The 24,407-nt window shown below is 72.3% G+C and carries 22 protein-coding genes; 12 read left to right on the top strand and 10 right to left on the bottom strand.

Annotated elements, in window-relative coordinates; all coding sequences use genetic code 11:
• Positions 1-16: 16 nt before the first annotated feature.
• Entirely contained in the window at positions 17-1,129 is a 1,113-nt protein-coding gene (gene prfB / locus RGQ06_RS13655; RefSeq protein ID WP_432428757.1) for a peptide chain release factor 2, read from the top strand.
• 6 nt (positions 1,130-1,135) lie between these two features.
• On the opposite strand, the gene RGQ06_RS13660 is transcribed toward prfB, so the two are convergent.
• Positions 1,136-1,705 carry a dienelactone hydrolase family protein gene (locus RGQ06_RS13660; protein WP_432428758.1) on the bottom strand — a complete coding sequence of 190 codons (570 nt, stop codon included), beginning with the start codon at positions 1,703-1,705 and terminating at the stop codon, positions 1,136-1,138.
• A 52-nt stretch (positions 1,706-1,757) separates the two neighbouring features.
• On the opposite strand from RGQ06_RS13660, the gene RGQ06_RS13665 reads away from it, so the two are divergent.
• Entirely contained in the window at positions 1,758-2,648 is an 891-nt protein-coding gene (locus RGQ06_RS13665; protein WP_432428759.1) for an aldo/keto reductase, read from the top strand.
• On the opposite strand, the gene RGQ06_RS13670 is transcribed toward RGQ06_RS13665, so the two are convergent.
• Complete coding sequence (locus RGQ06_RS13670; RefSeq protein WP_432428760.1) at positions 2,645-4,162, bottom strand: alpha/beta hydrolase domain-containing protein; 1,518 nt, start codon at positions 4,160-4,162, stop codon at positions 2,645-2,647. The genes RGQ06_RS13665 and RGQ06_RS13670 overlap by 4 nt on opposite strands.
• Positions 4,163-4,345: 183 nt before the next feature.
• On the opposite strand from RGQ06_RS13670, the gene ftsE reads away from it, so the two are divergent.
• The 10 genes from ftsE to RGQ06_RS13720 all read left to right on the top strand — a co-directional run bounded on the left by ftsE (position 4,346) and on the right by RGQ06_RS13720 (position 15,041).
• Positions 4,346-5,023 carry a cell division ATP-binding protein FtsE gene (gene ftsE, locus RGQ06_RS13675; RefSeq protein ID WP_432428761.1) on the top strand — a complete coding sequence of 226 codons (678 nt, stop codon included), beginning with the start codon at positions 4,346-4,348 and terminating at the stop codon, positions 5,021-5,023.
• 16 nt (positions 5,024-5,039) lie between these two features.
• A complete protein-coding gene (locus RGQ06_RS13680; protein WP_432428762.1) occupies positions 5,040-5,933 on the top strand; it encodes a cell division protein FtsX in 894 nt (297 codons plus the stop codon).
• A 42-nt stretch (positions 5,934-5,975) separates the two neighbouring features.
• Complete coding sequence (locus RGQ06_RS13685) at positions 5,976-6,407, top strand: MarR family winged helix-turn-helix transcriptional regulator (RefSeq protein ID WP_432428763.1); 432 nt, start codon at positions 5,976-5,978, stop codon at positions 6,405-6,407.
• Entirely contained in the window at positions 6,404-8,359 is a 1,956-nt protein-coding gene (locus RGQ06_RS13690; protein WP_432428764.1) for an ABC transporter ATP-binding protein, read from the top strand. Before RGQ06_RS13685 ends, RGQ06_RS13690 begins: the two co-directional genes overlap by 4 nt.
• Complete coding sequence (locus RGQ06_RS13695; protein ID WP_432428765.1) at positions 8,359-10,263, top strand: ABC transporter ATP-binding protein; 1,905 nt, start codon at positions 8,359-8,361, stop codon at positions 10,261-10,263. Before RGQ06_RS13690 ends, RGQ06_RS13695 begins: the two co-directional genes overlap by 1 nt.
• 7 nt (positions 10,264-10,270) lie before the next feature.
• Complete coding sequence (locus tag RGQ06_RS13700) at positions 10,271-10,987, top strand: TSUP family transporter (protein ID WP_432428766.1); 717 nt, start codon at positions 10,271-10,273, stop codon at positions 10,985-10,987.
• A 226-nt stretch (positions 10,988-11,213) separates the two neighbouring features.
• Positions 11,214-12,113, top strand: a complete 900-nt coding sequence (locus tag RGQ06_RS13705) for a crotonase/enoyl-CoA hydratase family protein (protein WP_432428767.1) — start codon at positions 11,214-11,216, stop codon at positions 12,111-12,113.
• Positions 12,114-12,118: 5 nt separating this feature from the next.
• A complete protein-coding gene (locus RGQ06_RS13710) occupies positions 12,119-13,030 on the top strand; it encodes a DMT family transporter (protein ID WP_432428768.1) in 912 nt (303 codons plus the stop codon).
• Positions 13,023-13,814, top strand: a complete 792-nt coding sequence (nudC, locus tag RGQ06_RS13715) for an NAD(+) diphosphatase (RefSeq protein WP_432428769.1) — start codon at positions 13,023-13,025, stop codon at positions 13,812-13,814. Before RGQ06_RS13710 ends, nudC begins: the two co-directional genes overlap by 8 nt.
• Positions 13,815-13,832: 18 nt before the next feature.
• Positions 13,833-15,041: an MFS transporter gene (locus tag RGQ06_RS13720; protein WP_432428770.1), complete on the top strand. Its 1,209-nt coding sequence runs from the start codon at positions 13,833-13,835 to the stop codon at positions 15,039-15,041.
• Here the strand turns inward: RGQ06_RS13720 and RGQ06_RS13725 are convergent.
• From RGQ06_RS13725 to RGQ06_RS13760, 8 genes are read right to left on the bottom strand one after another with little or no spacing between them, the layout of a single operon-like run.
• Positions 15,022-15,816 carry a TrmH family RNA methyltransferase gene (locus RGQ06_RS13725; RefSeq protein ID WP_432428771.1) on the bottom strand — a complete coding sequence of 265 codons (795 nt, stop codon included), beginning with the start codon at positions 15,814-15,816 and terminating at the stop codon, positions 15,022-15,024. The genes RGQ06_RS13720 and RGQ06_RS13725 overlap by 20 nt on opposite strands.
• Before the next feature lie 10 nt (positions 15,817-15,826).
• On the bottom strand, positions 15,827-17,770 hold the full coding sequence (locus tag RGQ06_RS13730; RefSeq protein ID WP_432428772.1) for a cation:proton antiporter: 1,944 nt from the start codon (positions 17,768-17,770) through the stop codon (positions 15,827-15,829).
• 53 nt (positions 17,771-17,823) lie between these two features.
• Positions 17,824-18,483, bottom strand: a complete 660-nt coding sequence (locus RGQ06_RS13735; protein ID WP_432428773.1) for a YczE/YyaS/YitT family protein — start codon at positions 18,481-18,483, stop codon at positions 17,824-17,826.
• Positions 18,467-19,666, bottom strand: coding sequence for a vWA domain-containing protein (locus RGQ06_RS13740; RefSeq protein ID WP_432428796.1), 1,200 nt, complete (start codon positions 19,664-19,666; stop codon positions 18,467-18,469). Before RGQ06_RS13740 ends, RGQ06_RS13735 begins: the two co-directional genes overlap by 17 nt.
• A complete protein-coding gene (locus RGQ06_RS13745; protein WP_432428774.1) occupies positions 19,666-20,580 on the bottom strand; it encodes an AAA family ATPase in 915 nt (304 codons plus the stop codon). Before RGQ06_RS13745 ends, RGQ06_RS13740 begins: the two co-directional genes overlap by 1 nt.
• Positions 20,577-21,428 (bottom strand): FAD binding domain-containing protein, encoded by an 852-nt coding sequence (locus tag RGQ06_RS13750; RefSeq protein ID WP_432428775.1) that lies wholly within the window; start codon positions 21,426-21,428, stop codon positions 20,577-20,579. Before RGQ06_RS13750 ends, RGQ06_RS13745 begins: the two co-directional genes overlap by 4 nt.
• Positions 21,425-23,806: a xanthine dehydrogenase family protein molybdopterin-binding subunit gene (locus tag RGQ06_RS13755; RefSeq protein ID WP_432428776.1), complete on the bottom strand. Its 2,382-nt coding sequence runs from the start codon at positions 23,804-23,806 to the stop codon at positions 21,425-21,427. The genes RGQ06_RS13750 and RGQ06_RS13755 overlap by 4 nt, the downstream gene beginning before the upstream one ends.
• Positions 23,803-24,312, bottom strand: a complete 510-nt coding sequence (locus RGQ06_RS13760) for a (2Fe-2S)-binding protein (protein WP_432428777.1) — start codon at positions 24,310-24,312, stop codon at positions 23,803-23,805. Before RGQ06_RS13760 ends, RGQ06_RS13755 begins: the two co-directional genes overlap by 4 nt.
• Positions 24,313-24,407: the final 95 nt, after the last annotated feature.

A 24,407-nucleotide genomic window follows, 5' to 3' on the forward strand; every position in this document is an offset into this window, starting at 1 on the left:
AGGCTGCACGTCTCCCATGCGCGACTTCTCCGACGACCTCACCGACCTGCGGCGCCGCCTCGAGGAGGCCGCGACCTACCTGCGCATCGAGGAGCTGCGGGCTCGGCTGCCCCAGCTCGAGACCGAGGCCGGTCGCCCCGACCTCTGGGACGACCAGGAGCGGGCCAAGGAGGTCAACGCCGAGCTGTCGGCCACCACCGACGACCTGGACGCCTTCGACGCCCTCGCCGGTCGCATCGAGGATGCCGAGACGCTGGCCGAGGTGGCCCGGGAGGAGGGCGACGAGAGCCTCGAGCCCGAGATCGCCCAGGCCATCGCCGAGATCGAAGGCGACTTCGACCGGATCGAGCTGCGCTCGCTGTTCTCCGGCGAGCACGACGAGCGCGACGCCATCTGCGAGCTGCACTCCGGCGAGGGCGGGGCCGACGCGTCCGACTGGGCCGAGATGCTGCTGCGCATGTACCAGCGCTGGGCAGCCAACCACGGCTTCGAGGTCGAGATGGAGGCCGTCACCGAAGGCACCGAGGCCGGCATCTCCTCGGCCACCTTCATCGTGAAGGGCCGGTGGGCCTACGGGTGGTTGCGCTCTGAGCACGGCGTGCACCGCCTCGTGCGGATCAGCCCGTTCAACTCCCAGGGCAAGCGCCAGACCGCCTTCGCCGCGCTCGAGGTCGTGCCGCTGCTGGACGAGGCCGAGACCGACGTCGAGGTCGACGACAAGGACCTCCGCATCGACGTGTACCGCTCCTCGGGTGCCGGCGGCCAGCACGTCAACAAGACCGACTCGGCGGTGCGCCTCACCCACCTGCCCACCGGCATCGTGGTGGCCTGCCAGAACGAGCGCAGCCAGCACCAGAACAAGGACCGGGCCATGACCATGCTCAAGGCCAAGCTGGCCGAGCTCGAGCGCCAGAAGCGGGTGGACGAGCTGGCGTCGATCAAGGGCGAGCAGCGCAGCGTGGGCTTCGGCTCCCAGATCCGCTCCTACGTGCTGCAGCCCTACCAGATGGTCAAGGACCTGCGGTCCGACTTCGAGGTCGGCCAGGTCGACACCGTCCTCGACGGTGACCTCGACCGGTTCATGGAGGCGTTCCTGCGCTGGGAGCGCACCGAGGGCCTCGAGCGCTGAGCGGCGTCAGCCCACCTGGTCGAGGAAGGCCAGCACCCGCCGGAGCGCGAGCGATGCCGCGCCCTCGTCGTGATCGGGGCTGCTGCGGTCGGTGAACAGGTGCCGATCGCCGGGGTACACGAACAGCTCGACCGGATCGGTGGTCGCCGCGACCTCGCGCGCGATGTCGACGTCGCCGAGGTCGTCGTCCTCCATGACGTGGACCTGGGCCGGCACGTCGGCGGGCCAGGTGCCGTCGCCGAAGAAGTCGAGCGGGACGCAGGCGTGGAGCAGCACGGCACCCCGAGCGCCCGCCCGCGTCTGGGCCAGCTCCTGGGCCGGCATCACGCCGAGCGAGAGGCCGACGTACACCAGGTCGGTGGGCAGACCCTCGGCCGCAGCCGCCCCGCGCGCCCGGATCGTGTCGAACCCGAGCTCCTCGGCGTGGTCGACGCCCTCACCGAGCTCGGTGTAGGTGCGCCCGTCGTACAGGTCGGGCAGGTGGACGACGTGGCCGGCCGCCCGCAGGTCGTCGGCCAGGGCCCGGACGCCGTCGGTGAGCCCGAGCGCGTGGTGGAACAGCAGGATCTCGGCCACCTCGGCGACGGTACCGGGGACAGCAGGCGCCCTGCTGGGGTACACAGGACCCATGATCCCGACGATGCCCTTCGGCCGGACCGGGCACGACAGCACCCGGGTGCTCTTCGGGGCGGCGGCCCTCGGGGCCATGAGCCAGCAGCGGTCCGACGCCACCTTGGAGCTCATCGCCGGGCACGGCGTGAACCACATCGACACCGCCGCCAGCTACGGGGAGTCCGAGCTGCGGCTGGCGCCCTGGCTCGCCGACCACCGCGCAGGCGTGTTCCTCGCCACCAAGACCGGCGAGCGCACCGGCCCCGCAGCCCGGGACGAGCTGGAGCGCTCCCTCACCCGGCTGGGGGTCGACCACGTGGATCTCATCCAGCTCCACAACCTGGTCGAGGAGGACGAGTGGCAGACGGCCTTCGCCGCCGGCGGCGTGGTCGAGGCCATGGCCGCGGCGCGGGACGAGGGCCTCGTGCGCCACATCGGGATCACCGGCCACGGGCTGCGCATCGCCGGCATGCACCAGCGCAGCCTCGAGGCGTTCCCCTTCGACTCGGTGCTGCTGCCCTACAGCGCGGTCCTGCTGCGGGACCCGGGCTACCGCGAGGACGTCGAGGTCCTGCGGACGACCTGCCGGGCGCGCGGCGTCGCCGTGCAGACGATCAAGGCCATCGCCCGGCGACGGTGGCGGGAGGACGACCAGAGCCGTCGGCTGTCCTGGTACGAGCCGCTCCGCGATCCGGAGGCCATCGACCGAGCCGTGCGCTTCGTGCTCGCCGAGCCGGACCTGTTCCTCAACACGACGAGCGACGCCACGCTGCTCCCGCTGGTCCTCGACGCCGCGTCGCGGCTCGACCAGCCCTTCGACGCACCGACCGACGCCGAGCTCGAGACCGACATCGAGGACCAGGGCATCGAAGCGATCTTCGACGGCGGCGCGCTCGAGCGCATCTAGCCGAAGTCGACCTCCTCGGCCTCGGCGAGGGCGGTGGCCCGATCGGCCTCGAGGACGAACCCGGCGTCGATGGCGCGGTCGAGCGCGGCCTCGTACTGCTCGAGGTAGCCGGCCCGACCGCCGTAGCGCTCGACGAGCACCTCGATCGGGAACGGGTCGGTGAAGCCGAAGAGCTGGCAGAGCACGCTGCCCCCGGCCGTGTCCCCGGACAGCGTGGCCGCCGGGACCTCCACCGCGGGGAGGCGGATGCCGCCGAGGGCGTTGCCGTGGTCGTCGCGCGCGATCTCGCCGTCGTCGCCGACCTCGATGGGCGTGCCGGACGGCGGCTCGGTGCCGTCGGCGACCCAGTCGACGAGGTGGGCGAGCGCCGCCTTCAGCGCCAGGTGCTGGGGCCCGTCGTTGACCGGTGCGGCGCAGCCCAGCGCCTCGCCGGCCGCCACCGGGTCGCCTCCGAGCAGGAACGCATCGGCGTGGGCGGTGCCGGCGACCTCCCAGGACCGGACCCGGTCGCTGTCGGGCTGGCGGGCCGGTGCGTAGCCGAGGAGGGTGAGGTCGGTCTCGGTCGAGAACACCAGCACCGGCACGTCGAGGTCGTCGCGGATGCGGATCTCGCCGGCGATCGACGACGCCAGCCCCTCCTCGGCCGAACCGTCGAGCGGCGCGGCGCCCCCGCCTCGGCTGTGCACGAGGAAGCCGTCGAAGACGGGGCGCAGCGGGTGGACGCCGTTGACGAAGGTGGTGAGGCGGAACGCCGACTGGGACTCCCCGATGGCGAGCACGTGGTCCCGGGGGAGGCCGGCCAGGGGGTCCACGCCGTCGGCGGGCACGTCGGACACGAGCGCGCCGATCTGGGCGAACAGGTCGTAGGAGTGGTCGTCGCCGGGGTGCGCCAGCTCGCCGTAGCGCTCGGGGTCGGCGACGGTGAGCGGGTTGCCCGTGCCGCCGAGGATGCCGCCCTCGCCGGCGTCGTCCACGCCGGCGGCCTGGGCGGAGACGGCGACGTGCACGTGCCCGGACCGGAGCAGCTCGGCGGCGGTGAAGGTCCAGTCCGGGGTGCCGTCGGTGCCGACCGACACGTTGTTCCACTCCACCACCACGACGCCGCTCGCATCTGCGGCGTCGGCCGGGCGCTTCACCAGGATCCGCGTCGTGTAGGGGGCCTCGTCCCGCACGGAGACGGACCAGCGGCCGTCGTCAGCCGGCTCGCCGTCGGCGTCGAAGGCCTGCGCCGTGCCGCTGACGAAGAACTCCTCCTCGACGTAGCCGGCCTCCTCGAGGCCGGCCGTCGCCGACGTCTGCGGGGTGCCCGCCACCGGACCGGTGACGGTGAGCTCGGGGCCGGGGTCCGGTGCGGTGGTGGTCGGAGACGCGGACGAGGTGGTCGTCGCCTCGATCGGTGCCGTCGTGGGGGAGGCGGGCTCGTCGTCGCCGCTGCAGGCAACCAGCGCGGCGGCGGCCACGAGTGCCAGGAGGGTGCGACGGGAGCGGGCGGAGCGACGACGTGGGACCGGCACCGCCGCAGGCTCCCACATCCGCCGGGGCGGCTTCGTCCGCCCGCTCGGGACCCGTGTAGCCTTCGTAACCTGTTCGCAACGTGGCCGGGCGTGCCCTGCCTGGTGTCCCCGTCCCCCTCCGGGGTCGTTGGTACCGTGCGAAAGCCCCTGTCCCCTGCACCTCGCTGGATCCGCCCGCTCCCCATGATCAAGCTCGAGAACGTCACCAAGACGTACAAAGGCGACGTCCCCGCGCTGCGCAACGCGGACGTGGAGATCGCCAAGGGCGAGTTCGTCTTCCTGGTCGGGGCCTCCGGATCGGGGAAGTCCACCTTCCTCCGCCTGGTGAACCGCGAGGAGCGACCCGAGCAGGGCCGCATCTTCGTGGCCGGCAAGGACATCCTCGAGCTGTCGTCGTGGAAGGTCCCGTACCTGCGCCGCAACATCGGTTCGGTGTTCCAGGACTTCAAGCTCCTGACCGGCAAGACCGTCTACGAGAACGTGGCCTTCGCCCTCGAGGTCATCGGGCGACCCAAGCACGTCGTCAAGACCCAGGTGCCGGCCATCCTCGAGCTGGTCGGCCTCGGCGGCAAGATGGACAGCTTCCCCCACGAGCTCTCCGGGGGCGAGCAGCAGCGCGTCTCGGTGGCGCGGGCCTTCGTGAACCGGCCGCTGATCCTCCTCGCCGACGAGCCCACCGGCAACCTCGACCCGGCCACGTCCGTGGGCATCATGCGCCTCCTGGACCGCATCAACCGCACCGGCACCACGGTGCTGATGGCCACCCACGACCGCTCCATCGTCGACACGATGCGCCGCCGCGTGATCGAGCTCGATCGCGGCGCCATCGTCCGCGACCAGCACCGCGGCGTGTACGAATGAGCCCGGAGCAGCGCTGATGGCCCTCAAGCTCGACTACATGGTCCGCGAGACCGGGACGAACCTGTTCCGGAACCTCTCGCTCACCATCGCCTCCATCCTCACCGTCGCGGTGTCGCTGTCCCTGGTGGGCGGCTCGGTCCTGCTGCGCTACTCGGTCGACAACGCGACCCAGCAGTGGCAGGGCGGCATCGAGTTCATCGTGTTCATGCAGCCCGAGGCCACCCAGGCCCAGTCCGACGCGGTGGAGCGCCAGCTCACCGAGTCCACCCAGGTCGAGCGCTTCGAGTACTTCGACCAGGAGCGGACCTTCGAGGAGTTCAAGGACCTGTTCCAGAACACCCCCCAGATCGTGGAGTCGGTGACGCCCGACATCCTGCCGCCGAGCTTCCGCGTGGTCCCCGTCGACAAGTCGGCCGAGACCATCGAGAGCCTGCGGTCGGTGTTCGTCACCCAGCCGGGGGTCCGCGAGGTGGTGGCGGCGTTCGACTCGATCCGCACCATCCGCAACCTGTCCAACCTCATCGGCGTGGGCCTCATGGTGGTGGCCGGGTTCCTGCTCCTCGCCGCCACGCTGCTCATCCTCAACTCCATCCGCATGGCGATGTTCGCCCGCCGCCGCGAGATCGAGGTGATGAAGCTCGTCGGGGCCTCGAACTGGTTCATCCGAATACCGTTCATGCTCGAGGGCGTGTTCCAGGGCCTCATCGGCTCGGGGTTCGCCATCGGCGTCGTCTTCGGCGTGCAGCGGGTGTTCGACAACATCGCGGCCGACCAGCGCTTCTCGCTGTTCTCCGGCCTCGTCGTGGACAACCAGCAGGTGATGACCACCAGCGTGTTCGTGATGGTCACCGGCGTGCTCATCGGTGCGCTCGGCTCCGCCTTCGCCGTGAGCAGGTTCTTGGACGTCTAGCTCGGTTTGGTCAGCGGAATGGTTTCGCTAACCTAACCATTCATGTCGAAGAACGATGCTGGCGTGCGCGCCGTCGCCCGCCTGGGCCGGGTGTTCGAGAAGCGCCTGTCCGACGAGGGGATGAGCCTGCCCCAGTTCCGGGTGCTGGCGTTCCTGTCCGAGGGCGAGTGGGCGGCGTCGAAGGTGGCCGAGTGGCTGGCGGTGTCGCGCCCGTCGCTGACGTCCCTGGTCGACGGCCTCGTCGAGCAGGGCTGGGTCGAGCGCCGGGAGCACCCCACCGACCGCCGCTCGGTCCTGCACTTCCTCACCGACTCCGGCCGGGCGCGCCTCGCCGAGGCCACCGAGCTGCTCAGCGAGGGCCTCGACGGCCTGCTCGAGCACCTCGACGACGACGAGCGGGCTCGTGCCGAGGACGGCCTCGCCCTCCTCCAGACGGCGATGCACCGCCACTACGAAGCGATGGTGACCTCATGAGCCTCACCGAGGACCGCACCGGCCAGGACGAGCAGACCGTCCCGGCACCGCCGCCCGGCCTCGACGTCGACGCCCCGGCCACCCGCTACGAGCCCCTGCCGCCGGCGGCGGAGTACCACCCGCCCCGGGGCCACATCCACCCCGACACCGAGCTGGGCTGGATCCGGCGCATGTGGCCCGTCGTGTGGGCCGAGAAGAAGCGGTTCGGCATCGCGCTCGCCATGGCGTTCATCGCCCTGCTCGCCAACGTGGCCATCCCGGCTGTGGTCGGCGAGGGCATCGACGCCATCCGGGCCCAGACCGACGTGCGCACCTGGGTGATCCTGCTGCTGGTGCTGTCCGTGGCCCGGGCGTTCTTCACCTACGGCTACCGCAGCCGGCTCTACAAGTTCGCCTACAGCATCGAGTACGACCTGCGCTCGCTGATGTTCCGGCACCTGGCCACCATGAGCCACGGCTTCTACGACAAGGTCCAGACCGGCCAGCTGGTGTCCCGGGCCAACTCCGACATCCGTGCCGTGCAGATGCTGCTGGCCTTCGCCCCGTTCATGGCGATGATGTCGATGACGTTCGTGCTCGCCTTCGCCTACATGCTCACCAAGCACGTGCTGCTGACGCTCGTGGCCATCTCGACGCTGCCGCTCGTCTACGTCTTCGGCGTGAAGCTGCGCGACATCATGTTCCCGCTCTCCTGGGTCGTGCAGGGCCGCCTCGCCGAGGTCGCCACCACGGTCGAGGAGAACGTCACCGGCGTGCGGGTCGTGAAGGCCTTCGCCGGCGAGCAGCGCCAGATCCAGCAGCTCGCCCGCCAGGCCCGGCGCCTGAAGTGGGCGGCGGTGAAGGTCACCGACTCCCGGGCCCGGTACGCGCCCCTGATGGAGAACCTGCCCCGCCTCGGGATGGCCCTCACGCTGCTCTACGGCGGCTACCTCGCCATCGACGGGAAGGTCACGGTGGGCACGATCATCACCTTCTCGTCCTACGTCCTGCTGCTCCAGGCCCCCTTCCGCATGCTCGGCTTCTTCATGATCATGAGCCAGCGGGCGGCGGCCTCGGCCGGGCGCATCTTCGAGATCCTCGACACCCCGGCCGAGATCGTCGACGACCCCGATGCGGAGGACCTGGTGGACCCGGCCGGCGCGGTCACCTTCGACCACGTCACCTTCCGCTACGGGGAGGACGACCAGCTCGTGCTGGAGGACTTCGACCTCGAGGTCCGGCCTGGGGAGACCATGGCCCTGGTCGGGGGAACGGGCTCGGGCAAGTCCACGGTCGCCCGCCTGCTGCTGCGCTTCTACGACGTCGACGAGGGGGCGGTCCGGATCGACGGTCACGACGTGCGCGACCTGACCATGGCCTCCATCCGCCACCACGTGGGGATGGTCACCGACGAGCCGTTCCTGTTCTCGTCCTCCATCCACGACAACATCGCCTACGCCCGGCCCGATGCGACCCGGGACGAGGTGGTGGCCGCGGCGAAGGCCGCCAACGCCCACCACTTCATCGGCGAGCTCGCAGACGGCTACGACACGGTCATCGGCGAGCGGGGCTACACCCTCTCCGGCGGGCAGCGACAGCGCATCGCCATCGCCCGCACGCTCGTGGCCAACCCGGCCGTGCTCGTGCTCGACGACGCCACCAGCGCCGTCGACGTCCGGGTCGAGGCCGAGATCCACGAGGCGCTCGAGCACCTCTCCGCCGACCGCACCACGATCGTGATCGCCCACCGGCTGTCCACCATCGCCCTCGCCGATCGGGTCGCCCTGCTCCAGCACGGCAGGGTCCTGGCCGTGGGCACCCACCAGGAGCTGCTCGTGCACGAACCGCACTACCGCGAGGTCCTGGCCACCGCCGATCTGATCGACGAGGAAGCCGACGTCGGGAGCGCCAGCGAGCAGTCGGCACGCGGCGCTGCGGAGCAGACCGCCCAGCAGCACGAGGTGGAGGGCTGATGGGCGGCTTCGGACCACCAGCCGGCTCGCCGTTCGGCCAGCCCGGCGCCACCGGCCTGCCCTTCGCCGGCGTACCCGAGGAGCTCCAGAAGCGCGTCGAGGAGCTGCTCGACGGCGAGCCCGAGCACCAGGTCGACCAGGTCGAGTTCTCCCAGTCCGACTGGGACTCCCGGCCGTTCACGCTGCGCCGCTTCGTCGGCGAGCGCCGCTGGGCGATGATCGGTGCCGTCGTGCTCGTGGTGCTCGAGACCGCCATGGTCTCCGCCGGCCCGTTCCTCACCGGTGAGGCCATCGACCGCGGCATCGTGCCCCGGGACACCGACATGCTCCTGCTCATCGCCGGGCTCTACGTCGCGTCGGTCGTCCTCGGCACCCTCCTGTCGGCCGCTCGCGTGGCCTGGACCGGTCGGGTGGGGGAGTCCCTGCTCGAGTCGCTGCGCGTCCGGATCTTCACCCACTTCCAGCGCCTGTCGCTCAACTTCTTCACCGGCGAGAAGGCGGGCGTGCTCATGACCCGCATGACCAGCGACATCGACGCCCTCACCGCGCTGTTCCAGGAGGGCCTGGTCAACATGTTCGTCCAGGGCCTCACCCTGGCGATCGTGGCGGTGGTCCTGTTCGTGGTGAGCCCCACCCTGGCGGCGGTGCTGTTCCTCGGCGTGGTGCCGGTGATGCTCGTGCTGACCATCTGGTTCCGCAAGGCCTCCGACGTCGCCTTCCTCGACGTGCGGGAGCGGATCGCGGACGTGATGTCGGACCTGCAGGAGAACCTGGGAGGCATCCGCGTGGTCACGGCGACCAACCGGGCCAAGCGCAACGTCGTGGGCCACGACAACGTGCTCGGCCGCCACCGCGACGCCAACGACCGCACCGCGGTGATCGGCGCCGTCTACGGCCCCTCCACCGAGCTGCTCGGCTACCTGGCCCAGGCGATGCTGCTCGGCCTCGGCGGCTGGCTGGTGAGCGAGGGCCGCCTGTCGATCGGCGAGCTGGCCGCGTTCTTCCTCTACCTCACGATGTTCTTCGCACCGATCCAGCAGCTCGTGCAGCTCTACAACACGTACCAGCAGGGCCGCTCCGCGGTGCGCAAGCTGGCCGACCTGTTCGCCACCGAGCCCGAGGTCATCGAGGCGCCCGACGCCCACCCGCTGCCCGACATGCAGGGGGCCATCGACCTCGAGCACGTCACCTTCGGCTACGACCCCGCCGTGCCGGTGCTGCGCGACCTCGACCTGCACATCCGGGCCGGCGAGACCGTGGCCTTCGTCGGTGAGACGGGGGCCGGCAAGTCCACCGTGGCCAAGCTGGTCAACCGCTACTACGACCCGGTCGAGGGCACCGTCCGCATCGACGGCCACGACCTGCGCGACGTCACCCTGGACTCGGTGCGGTCCCAGATCGGCGTGGTGCCCCAGGAGCCGTTCCTCTTCGCCGGCTCGATCAAGGACAACCTGACCTTCGCCGCCCCCGGGGCCACCGACGACCAGCTGTGGGAGGCCGTCGACGCCGTCGGCCTGCGGGACCTGGTGGAGCGCCAGCCCGAGGGACTCGACCAGATCATCCACGAGCGGGGCTCCTCGCTGTCCTCCGGCGAGCGCCAGCTGCTCGCCCTCGCCCGGGCGTTCCTCTCCCAGCCGCGGGTGCTCGTCCTCGACGAGGCGACGTCGAACCTGGACCTGCAGTCCGAGACCCGCATCGAGCGGGCGCTCGATGCCGTCCTCGAGGGGCGCACCGCCATCATCATCGCCCACCGGCTGGCCACCGCCATGCGGGCCGACCGCATCGCCGTCATCCACGACGGCGAGCTGGTCGAGCTCGGCAGCCACGACGAGCTCGTCGCCCGGGGCGGGCGCTACGCCGCGCTGTTCGACACCTGGATGTCCCAGGCGTCGGCGCCGACGTGATCCCTCGATGACCGCGGTGGCGGTGGTCGCCGTGCTGGTCGCTGCGGCACTCGGTGCCTTCGTCCAGGGCAGCGTGGGGTTCGGCCACAACCTCATCGCCGCACCCGTCTTCGCCCTCGCCGACGAGCGGCTCGTGCCAGGGCCGGCCATCGCGTCCGCCGGCGTCCTCGTCCTGCTCATGGTGGTGCGTGACCGCCGAGGGCTGCACCTGGGAGAGGTGGGCACCGCGCTGATCGGCCGGGTCCCGGGCACGATCCTCGCGGCTGCGACCGTCGCGGTGCTCCCCGCCGACGACCTCGCGGTGGTCTTCGCGGTGCTGGTGCTGGTCGCGGTCGGGATCACCGCCTCCGGCGTCGCCGTCCGCCCCACCCGCACGACCCTCGTCGGCGCGGGCGCGCTCTCGGGGTTCATGGGCACGGCGACCTCGATCGGTGGCCCGCCGATGGCCATGCTCTACGCCGGCGAGCAGGGTCGGCGGCTGCGCGGCACGCTGGCCGGCTTCTTCCTGACCGGCATCCTCATGAGCCTGCTCGCCCTCGTGGTCACGGGCAGCTTCGGCGTGGAGGAGCTGCGACTGTCCCTGCTGCCGGTGCCGGCGATCCTCGTCGGCTTCACCCTGTCGTCGTGGGGTGCCCGCCGGCTCGACGCGGGGCGGACCCGGCCCGCGGTGCTGGCCGTGGCGGCGCTGAGCGCCGTCTCGGTGCTCGGCGACGCGCTGCGCTGAGCATGTGCCCGGGCGGCGGGCCCGGCAGGGAGTGGCACCGACGGAACGGCCGGACAGGCGGGAGAGGGAGGGTCTGGCCGACCGCCCCGTCAAGATGCCACTTGGATCATCGTGCCGCCGGCCGCCGGACTTGAGGGCGGATTGTCGGAATGTCCGGCGCCCCCGGCGAGATCGGAAGCCACGGAAGCCCGGCACCCTCGGGGCCGCGGCGTGCCACGATGCAGCGATGGACGATCAGACTGCTCCCGCCGACGCCTACGACGAGATCACCTACGAGGTCGACGGCGCCGTGGCCACCATCACCCTCGACCGGCCCGACCGCCTCAACGCCTTCACCGTCCGCATGATGCAGGAGATGATCGCGGCCTTCGACGAGATCGACGCCGACGACGCCGTGCGCGCCGTCATCGTGACCGGTGCCGGCCGCGGCTTCTGCGCCGGTGCCGACCTGGCGGCGGGCGGCGACACCTTCGACTCCGATGCCCAGTCGGGCGGGAGCGCCCCGTCCGAGATGGAGGAGCGCGACGGGGGCGGCCTCGTCACCCTCCGCATCTTCGAGTGCACGAAGCCGGTGATCGCCGCGATCAACGGACCGGCGGTCGGCGTCGGCGCCACGATGACGCTGCCGATGGACATCCGCCTGGCGTCGACCCAGTCGAAGTTCGGCTTCGTCTTCGCTCGCCGGGGCATCATCCCCGAGGCCTGCTCCTCCTGGTTCCTGCCCCGCCTCGTCGGCATCTCCCAGGCCGCGGAGTGGTGCTACTCCGGCCGGGTGTTCGGTCCCGAGGAGGCCCTGGCCGGCGGGTTGGTCCGCTCGATCCACGAACCCGACGAGCTGCTCGGCGCCGCCCAGGAGCTCGCCGAGGAGATCGCCCACAACACCTCGGCGGTCAGCGTGGCCATGACCCGGGCGATGCTGTGGCGCATGCTGGGGGAGTCCCACCCCATGGCCGCCCACGAGGTCGACTCGCCCGGCATCGCCTACCTCGGCAAGAGCGCAGACGCCCGAGAGGGGGTCATGTCCTTCCTCGAGAAGCGGCCCGCTGCCTTCACCGACACGGTCACCGAGGACATGCCGCCCTTCTACCCGTGGTGGGAGGAGCGCGGCTTCCGCGACGGACGCTGAGCCGCTTGCCCACCCCCGTGCCGCCGGAGACGGCGCGCCCGCCCGCGCCCCGGGGCGACCTGGCCCTGCTCGGCGTCGCGGTGCTCGCCGTCTCCACCTCCGGTCCGCTCATCCGCTACGCCGCCGCGCCGGCGCTCGCCATCGCCATGTGGCGCAACGCGCTCGCCCTCCCGGTCCTGGCGATCCCGGCGTGGCGCGCCCGTCGGCCCGACCGCCGCGAGGCCCGCCTCATCGCCCTGTCGGGGGTGTTCCTGGCGGCCCACTTCGCCACGTGGGTGCCCTCGCTGTCCTACACGAGCGTGGCCTCATCGGTCGCCCTGGTGGCCACCCAGCCGGTCTGGGCCGCCCTCATCGCCCGCGCCCGGGGCGAGCACGTCCACCGCGAGGTCTGGATCGGGATCGGCGTCGCCCTCGTCGGGGTCCTGGTCCTCTCCGGCGTGGACCTGTCGATCTCGCCCCGGGCGCTGTTCGGCGACCTGCTCGCCATGGTCGGTGGGGCACTCGCGGCGGCCTACGTGTCGGTGGGCTCCGAGGTGCGCCGCTCGGTGGGCACCGCCGTCTACACCACCGGCTGCTACGGCGTGGCGTCGGCCCTCCTGCTCCTCGCCTGCCTCGTGTCGGGCCGTCCCATCGCCGGGTTCAGCACCGCCACCTGGCTCGCCATCGCCGCCCTGGTCGTGGGCCCCCAGCTCCTCGGCCACACCCTGGTCAACACCGTCCTGCGGTCCATCACCGCCACCGCCGTGTCCGTCGCCATCCTCTTCGAGGTGGTCGGTGCCACGGTGATCGCCGCCCTGTGGTTCGGTGAGACACCGCCGCTCGCGGCCATCCCCGCTGGACTCCTGATCTTCTCAGGCATCATCGTGGTGATCCGCGCCGGACGCCGTCGACCCGTCGAAGGAGCTCCCCTTGGCTGAACGTCCCTTCACCCCGCTCGTGGATCCGCCCACCGGAACCTCGGCGGATGCCCCGCTGGTGTTCACGGTCCGCGGTGACCAGGTGCACCTCGCGGAGGTGGACACGGTCGACCCCGACGAGCTCGGCGAGGGGCACCTGTACCTCGGCCAGCTCGGGGGCAGCGACTGCTGGGCGGTCGACGTGGACGGCGACGACGAGCCCGACGTCCTGCTCACCCCGCTCATGGCCCTCCACGCCAACGTGTCCGAGGCCGAGTGGCTGGTGGCCGGGCGGGCCGTGCAGCTGGTCCAGTGGCGGCGCACGCACCGCTTCTGCGGGAGCTGCGGCGGACCGACGGAGATGGTGCCCGGCGAGCGGGCGATGCGGTGCGAGGACTGCCGGCTGATGGCCTTCCCCCGCCTCGCGCCGGCGGTGATCACCCTCGTCACCCGTCCTGACGGTGCCGCCCTCCTCGCTCGCAACGCGGCCTGGCCGATGCCGATGTTCTCCTGCCTCGCCGGCTTCGTCGAGCCGGGGGAGACGCTGGAGCACGCCGTGGCCCGGGAGGTGGAGGAGGAGGTCGGCATCCAGATCGGCCGCGTCGCCTACCAGGGCTCCCAGCCGTGGCCGTTCCCGCACTCGCTCATGATCGGCTTCCACGCCGAGTACGAGTCGGGCGACATCGATGTCGACGGCGTCGAGATCGCCGAGGCCGACTGGTTCACCACCGACGAGCTCCCGCCGATCCCGCCCCGCCTGTCGATCGCCCGCCGCCTGATCGACGAGTGGATCGCCGCGAACTGAACCGCCTCGATCGCTGCCATGACCGCGCCCCCTTCCTCCGACGCGCCCGCCGGTCCCGCCGCGGACGACGAGCGGCTGCTCACGCCGCTCTTCGCGCTGCTCATCGCGGCCGGGCTCTGCTACTTCCTGTCCATCGCCGCGCTGCTGCCGACGCTGCCCCTGTACGTCGAGGAGGAGCTCGGTGGCAGCGGTCTGGAGGTCGGCATCGTGGTCGGCGCCTTCGCCGTGTCGGCGGCCCTGATCCGGCCCACGGTCGGTCGCCTCGGGGATGTGGTCGGGCGGCGCACGATGTCGATGGTCGGCGCCGGGCTGGCGGCGGTGGCCGTGGTCCCGCTCGGGCTGGTCCCGGCGATCTGGTTCCTCGTGGTGCTCCGCCTCGTGGCCGGTCTCGGCGAGGCGTGCTTCTTCATCGGCGCCGCCACCGCCGCCCAGGACCTGGCACCGGACCACCGACGGGGTGAAGCCGCCTCGCTGTTCTCGGTGGCCATCTACTCCGGCCTGGCCTTCGGCCCCACCGTGGGCGAGGCCGTCTACAAGAGCTGGGGCCCGACCTCGACCTGGCTGTTCGCCGGGGGCAGCGCCGCGATCGCGTTCGTGCTGTCGTGGTTCATCCCCCGGGAGATGGGCCGGGCCGAGAACCCAGCGCCGCGGCGGGGGCTGCTCCACCCGGCCGCGATCCTGCCCGGCTCCGTGCTGCTCATGGGCATCCTCGGGTTCACCGGCTTCGCCGCGTTCCTGCCGCTCTACGTCGACGAGGTCGGCACGGACCAGGCCGGGCCGTTCTTCCTCGTCTACGGCGTGATCGTCCTGGCCGTGCGCATCGTCGGCGCACGCGTCCCGGACCGGCTCGGCCCGGTGCGCACCTCGTCCTACGCGCTCGTGTCGATCGCCGCCGGCGTCGGGGTGGTTGCCGCCGTCGGTTCGGTGACCGGCATCTGGATCGGCACGGTGCTGCTCGCCATCGGCATGTCGCTGCTGTTCCCCGCCCTGTTCACCCTCGCCGTCAACGGGGCGCCGGCCGAGGAGCGCAGCCACGCCGTCGGCACCTTCTCGCTGTTCTTCGACCTGTCCCAGGGCCTGGGGGCACCGGCGCTCGGCCTGGCGGTCACCGCGTTCGGCACCGAGCGGGCGGCGTTCGTGGTCGGCGCGATCGTGGCGCTCGGCGGGCTCGTCCTCGCCAACACCCGGCTGCGGGCCGCGGCGCCCGTCAGCCCAGCGTCGAGCTGAGCGCCAGGGCCACCGCGGCCGCGGTGGCCACGTTGAGCGAGTCCACGCCCGGTGCGATCGGGATGCGCACCCGAGCGTCCGCCGCCGCCAGGGTGGCGTCGTCCAGCCCGGGGCCCTCGGCCCCGACCAGCCAGGCGATGCGATCGCCCCGGTCTCCGGCGAGCTCGTGCACGGTGCGGTCGCCGGACGGGGTGAGGGCGAAGGTGCGGAGCCCGGCGCGGGCGAGGTCGTCCAACGCCTCGTGCAGCGGCCCGATGCGGGTCCAGGGCACGTGGAGGACGTGGCCGAGCGACACCCGCACGGAGCGTCGGTAGAGCGGGTCCGCACACCGGGGATCCAGGAGCACGGCGTCGATCCCGAACGCCGCCGCGTTGCGGAACAGGGAGCCGAGGTTCTCGTGGTCGTTGACCGCCTCGATCACGAGCACGCGACGGGCGCCGGCCAGCAGGACGGCCGGGTCGGGGAGGGGCAACCGGCCGACCGAGGCGATGACCCCCCGGTGGATCGGGTACCCGGTGACGCCCTGCAGCAGCGGTGGAGGGCCGACGAAGACGTCGACGTCGGTGGCGCCGAGCAGGGCGGCGACCCGGTCGAGCTTGGGTTCGGCGACCAGCACGGCGCGCAGCGGGTGGTTCGAGCCCAGCACCGCCTCCAGGGTCAAGATGCCCTCGGCGACGAAGCAGCCGTGCTCGGCCTCGATCCGGGTCCGGGCCGCGGCGTCGGTCAGCTGGGTCAGCTCGACCAGGCGCGGGTCGGCCGGGTCGTCGACGGGCACGACCCGCACCTCAGCGCCCCGAGACCATGAGCAGTGTGCGACCCGGGAGCGCCCGGGCGAGCTGGGACGCCCGCCGGTCCAGCCCCGCCCGCGTGGCCGGCATACCCCCGATGACGATGTCGCCGGCACCGGTGTGGTCGGGCAGCGACTGCAGCGACGTGCGCTCCTCGGTGAACAGCTCGACCTCCTGGCCGATGACCTGGCCGACCAGGTTCGGGTGCTGGTCGGTGACCACGACGAAGGGGACGCCGTAGTGCCTGGCCAGGCGCCGGCCGACGCTGGCGCTGAGGTGGGTGGTGGGCCGGGCCGCCGGGCTGAGGTCCCGGTCGATCACGTCGAGGACGATGCGGTCGGGCTCGAGGTGGGCAGGGCGGCAGACGAGCACGGGCACCGGGGACAGGGTGATGATCGCGTCGGTGTCCTCGCCGAAGTGGTGCTTGCTGCGGGCGGCGTAGCCCTTCCAGCCGAGCAGGATGCTGCTGGCGCCGGTCTCGATCGCCGTGTGCAGCATCCCGGCGCTGGCCGTGACGTCGATGCGCACCATGGCCCGGAGGTCGGCCCCGCCGCCGAGCGCGACCGCCTCCACCGCGTCGGTCATCTCGGCACGGAGCTGCTCCACCTCGTCGGGCGCGGCGTCGAAGTTGAGGACCGTGAGGGGCACGACGACACCGCTGTCCGTGCGAGCGATGGCGGCCGCGATCTCGACCAGCTGCTCGGCTCGTCCGCTGTCGGCGATCGGCACCACGACGGTGGCACCGACCTCGGGGATCTGGCGGTCGGGGCGGGGGATGGACTGGGCGAAGCGCTCGGTGAGGGCACCGGACAGCACGCAGGTCAGCAGGATGACCAGCACCACGGCGTTGACCTCGGTGACGCCGATCAGGCCGATGTCGAGGGCGACGATGGCGGCGGCGAGGGCGCCGGCAGCCTGCGCGGTCGTGAGGCCGACCATCAGCCCGACCTCGGCCCGGCTGAGGGTGGTCACCAGGCGGATCGGGTACACGGCCAGGATCTTCGAGCCGACGGCGGCCACGGTGAGCACCGCGCCGAGGACGAGGCCCTCCGGGTCCGTCACCAGCTCGACGGGGTCGATGAGCATGCCGGTGGACACCAGGAAGATCGGGATGAGCAGGCTGCTGCCGAGGAACTGGATGCGCTCCATGAGCAGCGCGTCGCCGGGGACGAACCGGTTGAGCGCCAGGCCGGCGACGAAGGCCCCCACGATCGGCTCGATGCCGAGGACCTCGGCCAGGAGGGCGGCTCCGAACGCGAGGGCGAGGGTGAAGGAGTACCGAACCGTGCGGTCGGTGCCGAGGCCGGTGAAGAACCACTGGGCCAGGCGGGGCAGGCCGGTGAACGCAGCAGCGAAGAAGAGGACGATGCCGCCGACGAAGCCGACCCAGAACACCAGCCCGAGGGTGCCGCTGTGGGCGGCGGCGACCACGGCGAGCACGAGCAGCGCCACGATCGTGGAGACCAGGGTCCCGCCGAGGGAGATCACCGAGGCCCGGGTCTCGGCCAGGCCGAAGCGCTGGACGGTGGGGTAGGTGACGAGCGTGTGGGACGTGAAGGCGGACGCCAGCAGCGCGGCGGCCAGGAACTCGAGGCCGAGGGCCATGCCGGCCAGCGTCGTGATCACCAGGGGCAGGACGGTGGTGGCGATGGAGAACACCAGGGCGCCGTCGCGCTCGCGGGCGAAGCTCTCCCGGTCGAGGTCGAGGCCGGCCAGGAACATCAGGTAGAGCAGCCCGGCACCCCCGAACAGGGCGACGGTGCCGTCCCGCTGGAGGAGGCCGGCGCCGCCCGGCCCGATGGCCACGCCGACGAGGACCAGCCCCACGATGCCGGGCAGGCGGACCCACCGGGCCAGGATCGGCCCGACGAGGATGGCCAGGAAGACGACGACGAAGAAGGACGCCGGCTCGTCGAACGGCAGGCGCAGGGCGTCGGGCATCCGGCGACGCTAGCCAGGCGGCGAGGCCCGACCGGATCGCCGCCGCCCCCGGTTCAGGTGAGCTCGGCGATCCGTGGGGTCCGGGCCAGCGCGGCGGGCACCGGGGTGTCGGCCAGCCGGTGGCCGATGCGCAGCGCCGGCTCGATGAGGGCGGGCACCATGACGGTCATCACCACCGTCCCGGCCCCGAGCTGGCCGCCGAGGAGGAACCCGCCGACCACCAGGCTGCCGTCGAGGGCGAACCGCACGACGGCGGGCCGGACCTCGTAGCGGCGGTAGATCCCGACGAACAGGGCGTCCTGGGCGGACGGCCCGAGGTCGGCGGCGAGGTAGAAGGCCACCCCGACGGCGATGAGGGCGGCGCCGACGCCGAGCAGGGCGATGCGGGCGGCGAGCAGCTCCGGGGTGGACAGGACGTCGAGGAGGGCGCCGATGAAGACGCCGCCGAACGCGAGCACCAGCGTCGCGATCCACGGGCGCTCGCCCAGCCAGAACCACGCCAGGGCCAGCGCGGCCAGCGCCTCACCGAGCACGACCACGCCGAAGCCGAGACCGGTCGCCTCGACCAGGCCCGTCTCGAAGACCTGCCACGAGCCGACCCCGAGCTCGGAGGTGATGGCCAGCGAGATGCCCGTGAGCAAGCAGGCGACGCCGGCCACGAACACGCCCCAGCGGCGAGGCGTGCCGAAGGGCTGGTCAGGGAGGCTCGACACCACGGGCACGGTAGGGGTCAACACCGCCGGACCCGCGGTTCGTTCCCACCGGCGCCCGCCGGAGCCCGAGCACGACGTCGGCCAGCTCCTCGAGTGCGGCGATGCTGTGCCCGGACACGAAGTCGTCGACGTGGGGGAGCGAGGCCGCCAGCCCGGCTGCGGTGGGCTCGAAGCCCTCCCGGGCCTTGCGCGGGTTGGCCCACACCACCCGGTGGGCCAGCCGTGCCATGCGCCCCATCTGCTGCTCCAGGAGGGCGATGTCGCCGCGCTCCCACCCGTCGGAGAGCACGACGACCACGGCCCCCCGGACGAGGCCGCGCTGGCCCCATCGGTCCAGCAGCTCCTTCAGGAGCGGCCCGAGGCGGGTGCCGCCGCTCCAGTCCGGCACGGCCCGGCTGACGGCGGCCATCGCGGTGTCGGGGTCGCGATGGGCCAGCTCGGTGGTGACCCGGGTGAGGCGGGTGCCGAGGGTGAAGACCTCCGTCGGCGTGACCCCGCGCGCCGACGCGGCGTGCGCGAAGCGGAGCAGGGCCGTGGCGTAGGCCGACATGGAGCCGCTGACGTCGACCACGAGCACGACCCGGCGAGGCCGGTGCCGCCGCTCCCGGCGGTGGAGCCGACCGGGTTCACCGCCCTGGCGCAGGACGCTGCGCAGGATCCGGCGCCGGTCGAGGTCGCGCGTGCCCCCCGGCCGGTGTCGACGGGTGCGCCGCAGCTCGCCGGGGAGGCGCAGGCGGTCCAGCAGCAGGTCGACCATCGCCCGCTCGGCGTCGCCCATGGCGGCGAAGTCCCGGTGGCGGAGCTGCTCCGCGGCCGAGGCGTCGGGGACGGCGACCGGGACGCTGGCGTCGTCCTCGGCACCGTCGGGTGGCAGCGCATCGGCGAGGGAGGGGCGCAGGGAGCTGGTCCGGGGTGGCGCGATCGCCCGCAGGCGCTCGTGGGGCGCCTCGCCCCCGAAGTACGCCTCGAAGGCGCGGTCGTAGCGCTCGACGTCGTCGTGGCTCCCGCACAGGCTGGCGCGGCCGGCCCAGTACAGGTGGGCGCGGTGGGTGGGGTCGAGCACGGCCAGGGCGTCGATGAGCGACTGCACCCGCCCGGGTGTGGCGGGCACACCGGCGGCGCGCAGGGTCCGGGCGAAGCCGACGATCGTGTCGATCGCATCGGCGGGGCCGGTCCCGGCGATCACGCCCCGGCGACGGCCCGCTGGACCATCACCCCGATGTCCAGCGACCTGGCCCGCTCCTGGTCCTCCCGGTACTTCAGCACCGCGCCGAGCGTCTGGGTGGCCAGCTCGGCGTCGAGCGTCGTCGCGCCGAGCGCGACCAGCGCCTCGGTCCAGTCGATGGTCTCGGCCACCCCCGGGGGCTTGTGCAGGTCGGCGCCCCGCAGCGCCTGGGTGAGCCGGGCGACCTGCTCCACGAGCCGGCCCGCCGCATCGGGCACCCGGGCCCGGACGATGGCGGTCTCGCGTGCGAGGTCGGGGTGGTCGAGCCAGTGGTAGTAGCACCGGCGCTTCAGGGCATCGTGCACCTCGCGGGTGCGGTTCGAGGTGATGACCACCACCGGCGGGTGCTCGGCGGTGATGGTGCCGAGCTCGGGGATGGTGACCGACCAGTCGGACAGCACCTCGAGCAGGAACGCCTCGAACTCGTCGTCGGCCCGGTCGACCTCGTCGATCAGCAGCACCGACGGGCTGGTGCGCAGGGCGGCGAGGAGCGGACGGGCGAGGAGGAAGTCCTCGCCGTACACCGCCCGCATCACCTCGTCGGCGTCCACGTCGGCGTGCTCGGTGGCCCGCAGGTGCAGGAGCTGGCGGGGGAAGTCCCAGTCGTAGAGCGCCTCGGCCGAGTCGATCCCCTCGTAGCACTGGAGGCGCAGCAGGGGCGCGTCGAGCAGGGCTGCCAGGGTCTTGGCCACCTCCGTCTTGCCGACCCCGGGATCCCCTTCGAGGAACAGCGGTCGCGAGAGGCGCAGCGCCAGGAAGGCGGCGATGGCCAGGCCGTCGTCGGCGAGGTAGCGCAGATCCGCCAGCCGATCGCGCAGATCGGCCGGCGTCTCCACGCCCGCGGGCAGCAGCCCGGTCGGCGCCGGGCTCAACCGGTGGCTCGGGCCACGGCTCGAGCCGACAGCACCCGCGCCAGGTGCTGGCGGTAGTCGGGCTGGGCCGAAAGGTCGGCCGGCGGGCTGGTGCCGTCGGCGGCGTGCTGGCACGCCGCCCGGATGGCGTCCTCGGTGCGGTCGGCGCCGGCGAGCGCCTCCTCGCTGGCCGTCGCTCGCACCGGCACCGCGCCCATGTTGGTGAGCCCGATCCGGGCTTCGGCGACCGACCCGTTCTCCCGGCGGACCAGCGCGGCCACGCCGACGATGGCCCACGCCTGGGCGACGCGGTTGAACTTCTCGTAGGCGAAGCCCCAGCCGTCGTGCTTGGGGATCCGGACCTCGACCAGGACCTCGTCGGCTGCCAGGGCGGTCTCCAGGTAGCCCTGGAAGAAGTCCGCAGCCGCGATCTCCCGGCGTCCGCCGGGGCCCTGGGCCACGAAGGTGCCTTCCAGCGCCGACACGACGGCCGGCAGGTCACCGGCCGAGTCGCCGTGGGCGGTGGCCCCGCCGATGGTGCCCCGGTGCCGCACCTGGGCGTCGCCGACCATGGACGTGGCCTCGGCCAGCAGGCCGCAGTGCTGGCGGACGAGCGGGTCGTGCACGATCTCGTGGTGCGTGGTGCCCGCCCCGATGGCCAGGTGGTCACCGGCGTCGCGGACGCCGCGCAGCTCCTCGACCCGGCCGATGTCGACCACCATCGCCGGCACGGCGAAGCGCAGCTTCATCAGGGGCAGCAGGCTGTGTCCGCCGGCGAGCACCTTGGCGTCGTCGCCGTGCTCGGCGAGGGTCGAGACGACCTCGTCGACCGAGGTCGGGGCCACGTAGTCGAACGATGCGGGGATCACTGCGCACCACCCTTCTGTCCGGACTGGATCGCTCGCCAGACGCGCTCGGGCGTGCAGGGCATCTCCACGTCGTGGACGCCGTACGGGCGCAGCGCATCGACGACGGCGTTGACCACCGCCGGCGTCGAGGCGATGGTGCCGGCCTCGCCGACCCCCTTGACGCCGAGCTCGTTGGCCGCCGGCGTCTCGGTGCGATCGGTCGTGAACGAGGGCAGGTCGGGCGCGGCCGGCACCAGGTAGTCCACCAGGGTGCCGGTGACCAGGTTGCCGTCGTCGTCGTAGACGACGCCCTCGTAGAGCGCCTGGGCGATCCCCTGGGCGATGCCGCCGTGGACCTGCCCCTCCACGATCTGGGGGTTGATGACCTTGCCCACGTCGTCCACGGCGACGTAGGTGCGGATGGACGTGTGGCCCGTCTCGGTGTCGATCTCCACGGCGCAGAGGTGGGTGCCGTGGGGATAGGAGAAGTTCTCCGGGTCGAAGATGGCGTGCCCGGTGAGGTCCGGCTCCATGTCCTCGGGGTAGTCGTGCGCCGCGAAGATGGCCAGCGCCAGCTCCTGGATCGACTTGGACGCATCGGGCGAGCCCTTCACCGAGAAGGTGCCGTCGGCGAACTCGATGTCGTCCTCGGAGGCCTCGAGCAGGTGGGCGGCCAGCTTCCGGGCCTTGTCGACGACCTTCCCGGCTGCCTTCTGGAGGGCGATGCCGCCCACCACCAGCGACCGGGAGCCGTAGGTGTCGAGGCCCATCGGGGAGACCTGGGTGTCGCCGTGGAGCACCTCGATGTCGTCGAAGGGCACGCCGAGGGCGGATGACGTGATCTGGCTGAGCGTCGTCTCGTGGCCCTGGCCGTGGGGCGAGGAGCCGGTGACGACCTGGACCTTGCCCGACGGCAGCATCCGGACGGTTGCCGCCTCCCATCCGCCCGCGCCGTAGTCGAGCTGGCCCAGCACCCGGGAGGGGGCGAGGCCGCACATCTCGGTGAAGGTGGAGATGCCGATGCCGAGCTGGATCCGGTCACCGTCGGCTCGACGCTGCGCCTGCTCGGCCCGCAGGCCCTCGTAGTCGAACAGCTCCATCGCCCGGGCCGTGGCCGCCTCGTAGTTGCCCGAGTCGTAGGTGAGCCCGGCGACCATCTCGTAGGGGAACTCCTCGTGGGTGATCCAGTTCAGCTTCCGGAGCTCCATCGGGTCCATGTCGAGCTCGTCCGCGAGCTCGTCCATGATCCGCTCGATGGCGAAGGTCGCCTCCGGCCGTCCGGCGCCCCGGTAGGCGTCGGTGGGCGTCTTGGTCGTGAACACGCCGGTGCAGTTGAAGCGGTACGCGTCCATCTTGTAGATCGCCGGGTACATGAAGGCCCCGAGGATGGGCACGCCGGGCGTGACCAGCATCAGGTAGGCGCCCATGTCGGCCAGCAGGTCGACCTTCAGCCCGAGCAGCTTGCCGTCCTTGGTGGCGGCGATCTCGATGTCCTGGATCTGGCCGCGACCGTGGTGCATCGTCAGGTTCGTCTCGGACCGGGTCTCGGTCCACTTCACCGGGCGGCCGAGGCGCTTGGCGACCAGCAGGGCGATGACCTCCTCGCCGGTGACCTGCAGCTTGGCGCCGAAGCCACCGCCCACGTCGGGGGCGATGACCCGGATCTTGTGCTCGGGCATGCCCGTGACGACCGCGAGCATCGTGCGCAGGATGTGGGGGATCTGGGTGGCCGAGTAGATGGTGAAGTCGCCCGAGGCCGCCTGGGGGATGCACAGGACCGCACGGGGCTCGATCGGCGTCGGCAGCAGGCGCTGCTGGATGAACCGGCGCTTCACGACCACGTCGGCCCCGGCGAAGGTCTCGTCGATGTCGGCGCCCGTGGGCATCGAGAAGAAGAACGCCTTGTTCGTGCCCTCGTCCTCGTGGAGCACGACCTCGTCGGTGAGGGACTGCTCCATGTCGACCACGGCCGGCAGCGGCTCGTAGTCCACGAGCACCGTCTCGGCGGCATCGACCGCGCTGGCTCGGTCCCGGGCCACCACGACGGCCACCGGGTCACCGGCGAAGCGGACCTTGCCGACGGCGATGGGTGGGTGGGCGGGGTGCACCATGTCCGGGGTCACCGGCCACGCGCAGGGCAGGGTCGGGCACTCCTCGGCGAAGTCGGCGCCGGTGAACACGCCCACCACGTTCGGCATGCCGGCGGCCTCGGAGGTGTCGATCGAACCGATGCGGGCGTGCGCCATCGTGGCGCGCACGAAGGCCATGTGCAGCGTGCCCACCGGGGCGAGGTTGTCGGTCCAGGTCGTCTGACCGGTGACGAGGTGGGCGTCCTCCTTGCGCCACGGCGCGGTGCCCACGCCGCCGACGTCGGCCGGGCGGTCGTCGATGACGGTCATGCCGGCACCTCCTGGCTCTTGGTCGACCCTTGGCGGATCTGCACGGCGGCGGCCCGGACCGCCTTCACGATGTTCTGGTAGCCGGTGCAGCGGCAGAGGTTGCCCTCCAGGCCGTGGCGGACCTCGTCGTCGCTCGGATCGGGGTTCTCGGCGAGCAGGTCGAGGCTGGCCATGATCATGCCGGGGGTGCAGTAGCCGCACTGGAGCGCGTGGGCCTCGTGGAACGCCTGCTGGAGCGGGTGCAGCGACCCCTCTCCGTCCCAGGTGTCGGCCAGGCCCTGGATGGTCAGCACCTCCCGTCCGTCGGCCTGGATCGCCAGCATGGTGCACGACTTCACGGACTGGCCGTCGACGTGCACGGTGCAGGCCCCGCAGTTGGAGGTGTCGCACCCCACGTTGGTGCCGGTGAGCCCGAGCGCCTCGCGCAGGTGGTGCACGAGCAGCGTGCGCGGCTCGACGTCGTCGGTGTAGTCCGTCCCGTCGACGGTCACGGTGATCCTTGCCATGCGTCCCCCCATGGGCTGCGGTTCGTCCGGGGCACCGGAGCGGCCCCCGCTTGACGGTCCGATGGCGTCCCCTCCACCGGCCCGACGCCACTGAA

Origin of the sequence: Salinilacustrithrix flava, from assembly GCF_041228405.1 — a bacterium.
GTDB lineage: Bacteria > Actinomycetota > Acidimicrobiia > Acidimicrobiales > Salinilacustritrichaceae > Salinilacustrithrix > Salinilacustrithrix flava.